Origin of the sequence: Streptomyces sp. NBC_01363, assembly GCF_026340595.1 — a bacterium.
GTDB lineage: Bacteria > Actinomycetota > Actinomycetes > Streptomycetales > Streptomycetaceae > Streptomyces.
In genome coordinates, this window is sequence record NZ_JAPEPF010000002.1 from 1,825,533 (window position 1) to 1,838,558 (window position 13,026).

Consider the following 13,026-nt stretch of genomic DNA (forward strand, 5'->3'; position numbering starts at 1 on the left):
CGGGCGCCCCGCGTCCGCCCCCGCGCGCACCCGTGCCCGCGCCCCGCTCCGTCCGCCGACAGCCCGCTAGGCAGCCACCGTGAGTCGAATCCCCTTCCACCGCCCCGTCCGTATGACGCCGCCCCCCGTGCCGGAGGGCGGGACGACCCTCGCCGCCCCGCCCCAGCGACCCCAGCCGCAGGGCGCGGCGGGCTGGCTCATGCTCCTGCTGCCGCTGCTCTCCAGCGTCAGCATGGCGGCCTACATGGTCGCCTACGGGCGGGCCTGGATGATCCTGCTCGGCATGGCCTTCGTCGTGGTCTCCATCGGCATCACCATCGGCGTCCGGATGCAGTTGCGCGGCAGCCGCCGCCGCAACCAGTTCCGCCAGCGCGAGCGGTACATGGAGTACCTGTCGGGGATGCGCAAGCAGGCGCTGCACTCGCGCGCCGAGCAGCGCGCCGCCGACGCCTGGCGGCACCCGCACCCCGACCGGCTGTGGGCGCTGGCAACGCGCCGCCGCCGGGTGTGGGAACGCCGCCCCGGCGACGACGACTTCCTCCGCCTGCGCCTCGGCACCGGCACCGTGCCGCCCGCCGCGCCGCTGCGCCTGCCCGAGCAGAGCGACCCGACCGTCGAGCTCGACACCGCCTGCCGCCACGCCGCCGCCGAACTCGTCGGCCAGCACGTCGCCGTCGACGACCAGGCCGCCTGGCTCGACCTCGGCAACTCCGGCGTCGTCAGCCTCCTCGGCCCCCGCGCCCGGGGCCGGGAACTCGCCCAGGCACTCCTGCTCCAACTCTCCGTGCTGCACGCCCCCGACGACGTACGCGTCGCCGTCGTCACCGGCGGGCACTCCGCCTGGGACTGGGCGAAGTGGCTGCCGCACGCGCAACCGGCCGAGCAGGAGGGCGGGGCGCGCGAGCAGGAGGTCGTGCCGATGCTCGCCGACGACCTCACCGGACTCAACGACCACCTCCGCGCCGTCCTCGACCAGGCCGTCACGGCCCGCGCCGAGCGCGGCAACCGGCTGCTCACCCAGCGCGGTGCCGCCGCGCGACGGCACCTCGTCGTCTTCATCGACGACTACGAGCCCGAGGCCGTCTGGGCACGCTCCGCGCTCCTCAACGAACTCCTCACCGAGGCCGGACCCGAGATCGGCCTGCACCTCGTGTGCCTCGTGGACGAGGAAGGCTCGGAGCCGGGCCGCGTCGACGTCCGCGCCCGTACGAACGCGCGGGGCGGACTCGTCCTGCAGGGCCGGGACCCGGCCCTGCACGCGAGCGTCGAGAAGGCGAGCGCCGACGAGATCGCCCCCGGCGTCCTGGAGGCCGCCGCCCGCGCCCTCGCCCCGCTCCAGCTCTCCGGCGAGCGCGAGCAGGTCCTCTCCGCGCACGTCTCCCTCTCCGGAATGCTCGGCATCCCCGACATCGCCTCCTTCGACCCGGCCGACCGGCGCCGGGCCCCCGACGACCGGGACCTGCTCAGCGTCCCCATCGGCGTCACCGGCACCGGCGAACCCCTCGTCCTGGACGTCAAGGAGTCCGCGCAGGGCGGTGTCGGGCCGCACGGCCTCGTCGTCGGCGCCACCGGCTCCGGCAAGAGCGAACTGCTGCGCACCCTCGTCACGGGGCTCGCGCTGGTGCACTCCCCGGAACACCTCGCCTTCGTCCTGGTCGATTTCAAGGGCGGCGCGACCTTCGCCGGGGTCACCGAACTCCCGCACGTCTCCGGTCTCATCACCAACCTCGCCGACGACCTCGCCCTCGTGGACCGGATGCGCCAGGCGCTCCAGGGCGAACAGCAGCGCCGCCAGCGGATGCTGCGCGAGGCCGGGAACGCCGACTCGGTGCGCGAGTACCAGCTGCGCCAGGCGGCGGGCGGCACCGACTCCGAGGGCAGGCCGCTCGAACCGCTGCCGCACCTGCTGATCGTCGTCGACGAGTTCGGTGAACTCCTCTCCCAGCGACCCGACTTCATCGACCTGTTCGTCCAGATCGGGCGCGTGGGCCGCTCGCTCGGTATGCACCTGCTGCTCGCCACCCAGCGCCTGGAGGAGGGGCGCCTGCGGGGCCTTGAGTCCCACCTCTCGTACCGGATCGGACTGCGCACCTTCAGCGCCGCCGAGTCCCGGGCCGTCCTCGGCACCCCGGACGCCTACAGCCTGCCCGCCATCCCCGGCTCGGCCTACCTCAAGGTGGACGAGACGGTGTACGAGCGTTTCCGCGTCGCCCACGTCTCCGCGCCCTACCGGGGCTTCGACCCCGACGCGTCCCCCGCGGCCCTCGCCCCGGTGCCCTTCGCCGTGCACGGCGAACTCGCGCCGCTCGCGCCCGAGGAGGAGGAGAAGCCCGCCTGGGAGTGGGCCGGGACGGGCGGTACGACCGAACTCGCCCTCGCCGTCGAGCGCGTGCTCACCAAGGACACCCCCGGCCACCAGGTGTGGCTGCCCCCGCTCCCCGCGCACTTCGGTCTGCTGCCGCTGCTCGGTGAGCCCGAGGAGGACCCGGAGCGCGGGCTCGTCGGCCCGCTGTGGCCGCTCCCGGGGAGCCTCAAGTTCCCGGCCGGTGTCATCGACGTACCGGCACGCCAGGAACAGCGCCCCATCGGCATCGACCTCACGGGCCGCCAGGGGCACCTCGCCCTCGTCGGCGCCCCGCAGAGCGGGAAGTCCACCTTCCTGCGCACCGCGATGCTGAGCGCGATGCTCACCCACACCCCCGACGAACTCCAGTTCTACGCGATCGACATGGGCGGCGGCACTCTCCACGGGCTCGCCGACGCCCCGCACGTCGCGGGCATCGCCGGACGCCGCGACGAGGAACGCGTACGCCGGGTGCTCGCCGAGGTCGGCCGGATCGTCACCGCCCGCGAGACGATGTTCCGCGACCTGCGCATCCAGTCCGCCGCCGACCTGCGCGCCCGCCGCGTGAGCGGCGAACTGCCCGAGGGCGTACGGGCCGCCGACGTCGTCCTCGTGGTCGACAACTGGGCCGCGCTGCACGCCGCGGAGGATGAGGCCGCCGCCACACTCACCGACATCGCCGCGCGCGGTCTCGGCGTCGGCGTCCACCTGTGGCTCACCGCGAACCGCTGGGCCGAGATCCGTGTCGGGCTGCGCGACAGCATCCCCGGCCGCCTCGAACTGCGCCTCAACGACCCCGCCGAGTCCGAGATCAACCGCCAGGCCGCCCGCGCGCTCGGCCAGAGCGTCCCGGGCCGGGGCATCCTGCCGCCCGGCCTCACCCACCACGTCGCGCTGCCCCGTCTCGACGGCGTCGACTCCGTGGACGGACTCGCGGAGGCGGAACGCGCGCTCGTCGCCCGGATCGCCGCGAGCTGGAAGCGGCCCTCGGCCCCGGCGCTGCGCGTCCTGCCGCAGCGGGTCACCGTCCGCGAACTGGCCGCCGCCGCCGTGCCCGCGCCCGCCGAGCACTGGGAGGGCCACGGCCCGGCCCTCACCGGCCGCGAGGTGCCCATCGGGCTGCGCGAGTCCGACCTCACCCCCGTCGGCCTCGATCTCACCTCCGGCGAGCCGCACTTCGTGGTCCTCGGTGACTCCGGCTCCGGCAAGACCGCCTTCCTGCGCGCCTGGATGCGCGGCCTCGCCGCCCGCCACTCCGCGCGCGACGCCCGCTTCATGGTGGTCGACTACCGGCACAGCCTCCTCGACGTCGTCCCGCCCGAGTACATCGGCGCGCGCGGCGGCAACGCCGACCTCGTCGCCGGGCAGGCCCAGGCCCTCGCGGAGACCCTGCGCAACCGGATGCCCCCGCCGGACGTCACGGCCGCCGAACTGGCCGGGCGCACCTGGTGGCAGGGGCCCGAACTGTACGTCGTCGCCGACGACTACGACCTCGCCGCCGGCGGCATGGGGCAGAGCCCGCTGGCCCCGCTCGCCCCGTTCATCCCGCAGGCCGAGGAGCTTGGCTTCCACCTCGTCCTGGCCCGCAGGGTCGGCGGCGCGGGGCGTGCCCTCCTCTCCGACCCGCTGCTGAGCAAGCTCAAGGAGAACGGCACGAGCGGGCTGCTGCTTTCCGGCGACCACCGCGAGGGCGTCCTCATCGGTGAGCAGCGCGCCCGGCGCGGCGAGCCGGGACGCGGTCTCCTCGTCCGCCGGGGCCAGGGCCCCACCGTCGTCCAGATCGCCCTCGACGAGCGCGACCTGCCGGAGGAGGCCGCCGGGGACCCGGCCGCCGCCCCCCGGGAGGACGGCCCGCCGCACCACGAACCCGTCGCCGCCCGCAGCTGACCGCGCCGGTCGCGGGGCCCGCCGGCCCCGCGACCGTCCTCGCCCCGACGCCCGATCCCCAGCAGTACGCCCGAGGAGGGCGCTCCCATGGCTTCCGCGGAATCCGTACTCAACACCATCAAGCTTGAGGACATCTACGCCCTGGGCAACGCCTGGATTCAGCTCGGAGACGAGCTCCACGAGCGCCGGGTCGCCGTCAACGGGCACGTGGAGGGCATCGAGTGGAAGGGCGCGGCGGGCAACGCGGCCCGTCTCGCCTGGTCCGACGCGGCCGCCAAGAACCTCGACGACGCGATCGAGACCGCCTGGACCATCGGCCAGTCGATCAACCGGTACGCGGACAAGCTCCACGAGGCGGCGGAGGAGTACGCGAAGAAGCTCAACGCCATGATGTGGGCGGACATCCTCGGCGCGATCTTCAGCGCCGTCTTCTTCTACCTCGGGCCGCTCCTCGAAGGTCTGCTCGCCATGATCGGGCAGCTCATCGCCCGGCTCATCCCGGTGATCGCCTCGATGGTCGGGCGGCTCGGCCCCATCGGCAGCGCGGTGGTCGGCTCGATCGGCGGGGCCGTCATCGGCTCCGCCTCGGGCCTCGCCTTCGACCTCGGCATCGGCGCGGCGGGCGCGGCCATCGCGCACACGGACTACGACATCGACTGGGGCGCCGAGGCGCTGACCCTCGGCATCGGCGGCGGTTTCGGCGGCATCGCCGGAGGGCTCGGCGGCTACCACGGCGTCCCGAAGGGCATCACGCCCGACGGGGTACCGAAGGCGGGCAGCCCGCCGCCGCACTCGCCGCCGGTGACGAAGCCGGGCGGCTCGGACGGGTTCGCGCCCATCGGCGGGAGCGGCGGCAAGAACACCTTCACGCCGCCGCCCGCCCAGACCCGCCACGGCGGCGACCACACCGTGCCCGTCCCCGGCGGCCCGGGGAAGGGCGAGGGCGCGCCCCCCGTCACGGGCGGTGTCTCCGCCAAGGAGAACCACCCCACGAGCAGTGGCCCGGCGGGCGGCCGTCCGGGCGACGTCGGTATGCCGCCGCCGCCCGCGCGCGGCGAGGGCCCCGGCACCCACACCCCCACCGGGGCCCCGGTCCCGCTCAGCGGCAGGCCGAACCCGCAGGGCGGCTCGCACCCCACGCCGTCCGACCGACCCGTCGGTGGCGACGGTTCTCGTACGGCCCCGCCGCCCACCCCGGCCCCGCAGTCGGGAAAGCCCCACACCGTCACGGCGGGCGAGACCCCCGGCAAGCCCGTCCCGGGCGCGCAGGGCGGCGGCGATCGCGCCGGTTCGGACGCACCCCCGCGCGGGGAGGGCTCCCGCACCGGCTCCGCGACACCCAACCCGCCGGTACGGGGCGAGGGCCCGCGCGGTGAGTCGGCCGTGCCGAACCCGCCTGTGCGGGACCAGGGTTCGCGGTCGGTGCCGCCGCCCGCCCCGGAGTCGGGGAAGCCGCATGTGGTGGGTGGTTCGGAGATGCCGGGTCGGCCGGTTCCGGGGGGTCCTGGCGGGGATCGTGCGGAGTTGCAGGGGCCGCGTGGCGAGTCGGCGGCGCCGAATCCGCCCGTGCGGGAGCAGGGTTCGCGGTCCACGCCGGTTCCCCGTGGCGAGGCTCCCGACCAGACACCGCACTCCGGCACGCCCGCGCGGCCGGGGCCCGGGCGGTCCGAGGGGACGGACGCGGGCGGTCCCGTTCCGCACGGTGACGGCGGAAGGCGTACGGAGACGGGCGGTTCCGTGCCGGCCCCCGTGGGGGAACGGTCCGAGGGGCCCGGTTCGCGTGTCACCGACACGGGGAGCCGTGGCGGCGACGGGAACCAGGGGACGGGACGGCCGCCTACGGGCGGGCGCTCCGAGGCGGTCGGCGGCGAGGGCGTGCAGAAGCCGCCCGCGAGCGGGAATCCGGCCGAGGGCGTGACCGGTGGCGTACGGCCCGGGTCCGGCACGGATCACGTCGCGTCGCCCCCCGCCGGGCGTCCCGGTGGCGACCACGCCACCACGGGCGCCCCGGCGCGGCAGCCCGCCGCGCCCGGCGGCACCCGCGCGGCGGCGAGCAGCAGGGCGCGGTACCGCCGGGCGGCGGCGGGCGCGCCACGGACGGACCCGGCACGCGGGACGGGGCGCGCCCCGGTGCCCGTCCCGGGCAGGGCGATCACGCGGAGACGCCCGTACCCGGACAGCGGCCCGGATCGCACGATCCGGCGGAGGCGCCCGCCCCCGGGCAGCGCCTTGGGACGGACGAGCACCCGCGGACGACCCCGCCGGGTGAGGAGCCCGGGTCCACCACCCCCCGCCCCGGCGGCGGGCACGAGACGCACTCGGCCCCGCCCCCGGCGGGCGGCGGGCGGCGCCAGGACGGCTCCGGCGCGGACGGCGTCGACGGTTCCAAGACGGCCGGGAAGGGCGGCGGTGGCCGCACCCCGATGCCGCGCGAGGAGCTGAAGGACTGGCAGAAGCGTTTTGCGGACGCGGACGCCTCGGGCGACGAGCAGGCACAGCGCCGCGTCGAGGACGCGTACGACGCGCGCATGGACGAACTGGAGGGCGTCAAGAGCAAGCCGTCCCCGGACAGCCCCGAGGGCATCGCGAAGACCGCGGACGCGATGGAGAAGTACGCCCGCGACCACGGCGTACCCGCGCCCGAGGCGAAGCAGCTCTCCGACCAGTACGCGAAGGACAGCCTGTCGGGCGACCCGGGGGCTCGCCAGAAGGCGGTCGACAAGTACAACGAGGCCGTGGGGGACGCCCGCCGCGACCAGCAGTTCAAGGAGCGGATCGGGGACCGGGCCGGGCGCGGGAAGGGCGCCGGCGGAGGCCGCGGGAAGATGTCGCACGAGGAGCTGAAGGACTGGCAGAAGCGCTTCGCCGGTGCGGAGGACTCCGGCGACAAGGACGCCGTGACCCAGGCGGAGCACGACTACGGCAAGCGCCTCGACGAACTGGACGAGGCGGCGCGCGGACCGGTCCCGGACAGCCCCGAGTGGATCGACAGGCGCGCGGACGCCATGGAGAAGTACGCGCGGGACCAGGGCGTACCGGGCGAGGACGCGAAGCAGCTCTCCGACCAGTGGGCGAAGGCCGCGGCCTCCGGCGACCCGGGGGCGCGCGCGAAGGCGGGCTCGGACTGGAACGAGGCCGTCACGGACGCGCGCCGCGACCAGTGGATCGACGCCTGGAACAAGGACCGGGCCAAGACCGGGGTCGGCAGCGGCGACCGCGTCCGCATGACGCCCGGCGAACGAAAGAACTGGTTCGACCGCTTCGAGGAGGCGGAGTCCTCGGGCGACAAGGACGCCCTGGCCCGCGTCGAGCACGACCTCGACGCGCGCCTCGACGAACTGGACCACTCGGCGTACGTGCCGCATGACCTCGACACCTCCGCCTCGGCGGGCCCGGACGTCACGAGCGGCCCGAAAACCGGCGGCGAGGTGTCGGACGGCGTGGCGACGACCCCGGGGGACCGCCCCGGCGGCACCCGGGGCGGCGGTGACGGTTCGCGGGACACGCGTACGGGGCGTGGGGGTGGCGAGGACGGCTCGCGGGACAGGCGCGCGGGGAGTGGGGGTGGCGAGGACGACTTCCGCGACAGGCGCGCGGGGCGCGACTCGGACCAGGACGAGCTGGGGGACGGCTCCTGGCGCTTCCTGGGCGGGGACGACGGTCTCGTCCCCGAGCAGCCGAAGAACGTACAGGTCGCGACCGCGTACCCCGAGCCGTCGCGCCGTCCGGACCTGTGGAGCGCCATCAACGACAAGGGGCGCGGCGACCTGTGGGACGCGATCAACGAGCACAAGGGCGTTGACGCGGACGGCGGCCCCGCCCCGGCCCGGGAGACCGGCCCGGCGGACACGGCACCGCCCGCCCGTACGGGCGACGACGCGGCCCCGGTCCCGGGAACGAAGGACGGCGACGACACCGCCCCGGTCCCGGTGAGGAAGGACGGCGACACCGCCGCCGCGCCTCCCGTCCCGGAGCGCGAGGCGGGTGGTGACCGTACCGAGGGCGGCAGGCCCGCACCGGCCGTGGCGGAGGACGCCCCGGCGCCCGCTCCCCAGCCCGGGAAGGGGACGGAGACGCCGCAGGCCCCGTCCGGACACCAGGTCTACGAGGGGCTGTTGCAGGGGCAGGGCCTTCTCGGCGAGGGTCAGGGCGTGCCCCGCTGGAACCGCCACGGGGTCCACGAGTTCTCCCCCGAGGGGAACCTCCGCTCCGAGACCACGAGCCCGCAGTGCGACCGCGTCGCGCGGGTGACGCCGGACGAGTGGGGCGAGGCGATGGAGCGGTACGTCCGGGGTCAGGGCCTGAGCCCGCGCGAGGCGGCCCAGTGGGGCCAGGCGTACCGCGAGGCGCGTATGCACGGGGACGAGAACGGATGGAGCCGCGTCGAGGACGGGGTGGCGAGCCGTCTCCTGGACCGTGAGATCGACCAGCGCGTGGCACAACGGACCCCGGAGCAGTGGGGGCAGGGCGTGCGGGACATCGGCCGGGATTCCGGGATGTCCCCGGAGGAGGCCGCCGACTGGGGCAAGCGGGCGGAGGCCGCCTGGAGTCCGGGTGGCGACCGTGGCGCGTTCCACGGGAAGTTCCAGGAGCGTCTTGAGGAGATCCAGGCGGCGAAGCAGCAGGGCGAGAACGCACCGGCACCGGACGGCACGCGCGAGACCACCGGCACGCCCGCCACGACCACGCCTCCGGCCCCCGAGCGCGACGCGCCCGGCGACCGGACCGAGAACACGAGGCCGGCTCCGGCGGCGGGCGAGGACGCGCCCGCTCCGGTGGCGGAGAAGGACGCCCCGGCGCCCGCTCCGGTGGTGGAGAAGGACGCCCTGGCCCCCGTTCCCCAGCCGGTGAAGGAGCCGGAGACGTCGCAGGCTCCGGCCGGACACGAGGTCTACGAAGGGCTGTTGCAGGATCAGGGGCTCCTCGGCCGTGGCCAGGGCGTGCCGCGCTGGGACCGGCACGAGGTGCACGGGCGGACCGGCGGGGCCGATTCCCTGGCCGGGACGGCGCAGCACCAGCGGGACCGGGTCGACGAGGTGACGCCCCAGCAGTGGGGCAAGGCCATGGAGCGGTACGCGCGGGCACAGGGCCTCAGTCCGCGTGAGGCGGCCTTCTGGGGCGACTCGTACCGCGAGGCGCGTATGCACACGGACGAGACGTCGTGGAGCCGCGTCGAGGACGGCGTGGCGAGTCGGCTCCTGGACCGTGAGATCGAGCAGGGCACGGCGCAGCGCACCCCGGAGCAGATGGGGAAGGGCGTACGGGACCACGCCCTGGATCGCGGCATGTCCCCGGACGAGGCGGCCGACTGGGGCCAGCGCGCGGAGGACGCGTGGGCCCCGGGCGGCGACCGTGGCGCGTTCCACGGGAAGTTCGAGAAGCGGCTTGAGGAGATCCAGGCGGCGAAGCAGCAGGGCGAGGGTAAGGGCGAGAACGCGCAGAACCCCGAGGTCACGGGGGAGAAGGACGCCGGTACGGAGTCCGCGCCCGCGCGTACGGAGGAACCGGGCGGCGTACCGCGCGGTGAGCACGAGAGCACCGACGCGCCCGTCACGACCACGTCTCCCGCCCCGGACCGTGACGTGCCCGGCGGCCGGACCGAGGACACGAAGCCGGAACCGGCCGTGGCGGAGGACTCCCCTGCCCCTGCCCCGGCCGGGCACCAGATCTACGAGGGGCTGTTGCAGGATCAGGGGCTCCTCGGCCGTGGCCAGGGCGTGCCGCACTGGGACCGGCACGGGGTCCACGAGCTGACCGGCGACGGCAGGCCGTACGCCGGGTCCGGGGACCTCCAGCGCGAGCGGGTCGCGCGGGTGACGCCGGACGAGTGGGGCGAGGCGATGGAGCGGTACGTCCGGGGTCAGGGCCTGAGCCCGCGCGAGGCGGCCCAGTGGGGCCAGGCGTACCGCGAGGCGCGTATGCACGGGGACGAGAACGGATGGAGCCGCGTCGAGGACGGGGTGGCGAGCCGTCTCCTGGACCGTGAGATCGACCAGCGCGTGGCACAACGGACCCCGGAGCAGTGGGGGCAGGGCGTGCGGGACATCGGCCGGGATTCCGGGATGTCCCTGGAGGAGGCCGCCGACTGGGGCAAGCGGGCGGAGGCCTCCTGGAGTCCGGGTGGCGACCGTGGCGCGTTCCACGGGAAGTTCCAGGAGCGTCTTGAGGAGATCCAGGTGGCCAAGCGGGCCGCGCCGTCGGACTATGTCATGAACAGCGGCCCCGTACGCGACGAACCGGGCACCGGGGGACACGTGTCCCCGAAACCGGCCCCCCAGGAGGGCAGGACCACCCCGGACACGGTGGAGCCGACCCCCGTGACGGGCAGGCCGGTTCCGGGTGGTGTGGAGCCGACGTCTGAGGTGGGCAAGCCGGTGGGCGATGTGGTGGAGCCGACGCCCGGGACGGGAAGGCCCGTTCCGGGCGCCCTGAAGCCGATTCCCGGCGATTCCGGGCAGATCCCTGCCCCGGTGGAGCAGACCCCCACCACGACCACCCCCGCCCCCGACACCCCCGCACAGTCGTCCCGTGGGACGCGTTCCGTGCCGCCGGCTTCGGAGGAGGTGCGGTTCGCGCCGCTCGCTCCCGGGCAGGCGTCCTTGGGCGACGCCGGCCCGTTCGGCCCGGTGATCAACGCGCGACCGGCGGTGGCCGCCGGGCAGACGCCACCCGAGATCATCACCGACTGGGTGCGGCAGTCCGGCAGCTCCCGCCGCTCCGAACCGCTCCAGGCGGTGGATCTGGCCGTACCCCCCACCCGCTCCCTGGTCCACGGCGCGCCCGACGGGCGGGCCGAGCCCGAGGCGGTGGCCAACGCCTTTCTCGACTCGCTCCACCGCATCACGCACGCCGTCGGCAGCACACGCCTCCCGGGCGTCTTCCCCGCGTCCCACGGGTACGTCGTCGACGACGACGCGGCGGAGCTGTGGCTCCAGGAGAACCCGTCCGCGCAGATCCTCGTGCACCACACGGTGGCCGTCCCGCTCTCCGGCTTCGTGCCCCTCCTCCGCCATGTTCGGGGCCGGATGCGCCCCGCCGCCGGTCAGGCGCTCGGCGCCGCGCACGCGGACAGCGACCGGGCGATCGCGTACGGGGAGAGGGGCGGCGAGCGATTCGCGCGCTGGATCGACGCGCACCCCGCACAGCGCGCGCAGGTCACCGCCTTCGACGCGCCGGACCTCGTCGGCGTGCTCACCCTCGGCTTCGCCCAGGTCGTAGCGGCACTGCGGGGCCGCACCCCTGGCGCGGACTACCCGAAGGACTGGACGGCCGCCACCTCGCGCGACTCCCTCGCCGCCGTCCGCGCCGGGCTCGGCCCCGTGCCCCGCGCCTTCCTGGAGGACCAGGCGGACGTCCTCGCGCAGGACTTCGTCGCGGCCGTCCCCTTCGACGGCAACCCGCTGGAGCAGCGGCTGCGGGACGTCGGCAGGGGACAGAGCGCCACGGTCGGGGAGTACCTCGACAACCTGCTCCTTGAGCACCCCGACCGCGTCGTGGACCAGTACGAGGCACTCGTCGTCCGTTCCAACTTCGACGCGCTGGACAGCAACCCGGACGAGGACGGACGGCCGCGCATCGTGCCGTCAGTGGTCCGCGTCGAGGTGCGGTCCTACGCGCCGGTCGATTCGCGGGACGTCGATGTCCTCACCCAGTACGACGCGCTCGCCGAGGTCTCCCTGACCGCGTACAACGAGGCGCGCGTCCGGCGTGGCCTGCCCCCCGTCGGCCCCGCCGTCCGCCCCGCGCCGCCCGCCCCGGTCCTCGACCGGCCCGCCCCGGCCGCCGCCCGCCCGCCGGTACCGCCCCGGTCACCGCGCCGCGCCACGCGCCCGCCCGGCCCCGGCCCGCCGTGCCCGCGCCGGGCGCCGGGCTGCCGCCCGAGCTCGCCACGCTCGCGGCGGAGCTGCCCCGCCTCCCCGCCGCGGAACGCTCCGCGCGGGTCGCCGCGCTCTCGCCGGGCGAGCGCGCCGCGCTCGTCGCCGACCCCGGTCTCGTACGGGAGATGCGCGAGGCGCTGACCGGCGAGGAGTTCCGGGAGCTGGCGGCCGAGTGGCTCGTCGTCGTGCCCGAGGGCGTCCACGAGCCCGCCGACTCGCGGGCCGAGGCCGAGCGCCTCGTCGGGGAGATGACCGCCGACCCCGACGTCGCCGAGGCGCTCCTCACCGGGGGCCGGCAGCTCCTCGTGGTGCCCCGTGACGTCCCGTTCACCGGCCTTGAGGCCTTCCACGGCCTTCAGGGCGCCCCCGGCCGTTCTCTCGGCACCGCGCGCGGCGGCTTCGCCAGGGGCTACGCGGGCGTGCCCGAGGAGAACCTGCTCGGCGAGCCCGCCGCCGTCCACGGCGCGGGCACCTACGCGGACGGCTACTCCAGCGCCCGCCACGAGTGGGCGCACGCCGTCGAGTCCGTGCTCGACCCGGCGGACCAACAGTGGATCAAGGACGTCTACGAGGCGAAGCGGGCCGCCGAGGCGGCCGGCGAGACCGTGCACTGGCCCGACGGCCGCTTCCCCAACTACTCCTCCTCCGACGCGCACGAGTACTTCGCGCAGCTCACGACGGCCTACCACGCCGCGAACGCCGGGGTGGACGAGCTGTCCGGCTCCCGGCGCAACAACGGCGCGGACTGGGTGGAACAGCACGACCCGGCGCTGCTGCCGCTGCTCCAGCGGGTCTACGGGCCGGGGCGCCCGGCCGCGCGCGACGGGCTCGACAACCCCGTCGTGCTCAACAACTTCCGGGCCTTCTGGGGCCGCGTGGAAGGCACCGCGGACACCTCCTCCACGCCCCTCGCCGGGC

Annotated in this window: 3 protein-coding genes; all 3 read left to right on the forward strand. The window is 75.7% G+C overall.

The window, feature by feature from the left end:
• The first annotated feature begins 79 nt into the window (after window positions 1-79).
• The 3 genes from eccCa (at window position 80) to OG611_RS36070 (ending at window position 12,249) form a co-directional block, all read left to right on the forward strand.
• Window positions 80-4,231, forward strand: coding sequence for a type VII secretion protein EccCa (gene eccCa / locus OG611_RS36060; protein ID WP_266430041.1), 4,152 nt, complete (start codon window positions 80-82; stop codon window positions 4,229-4,231).
• An 87-nt stretch (window positions 4,232-4,318) separates the two neighbouring features.
• Window positions 4,319-6,673, forward strand: a complete 2,355-nt coding sequence (locus OG611_RS36065; RefSeq protein ID WP_266430043.1) for a hypothetical protein — start codon at window positions 4,319-4,321, stop codon at window positions 6,671-6,673.
• The gene (locus tag OG611_RS36070; RefSeq protein WP_266430045.1) at window positions 6,655-12,249 is read left to right on the forward strand and encodes a hypothetical protein; all 5,595 of its coding nucleotides are present in this window, start codon (window positions 6,655-6,657) and stop codon (window positions 12,247-12,249) included. Before OG611_RS36065 ends, OG611_RS36070 begins: the two co-directional genes overlap by 19 nt.
• The last annotated feature ends 777 nt before the right edge of the window (window positions 12,250-13,026 follow it).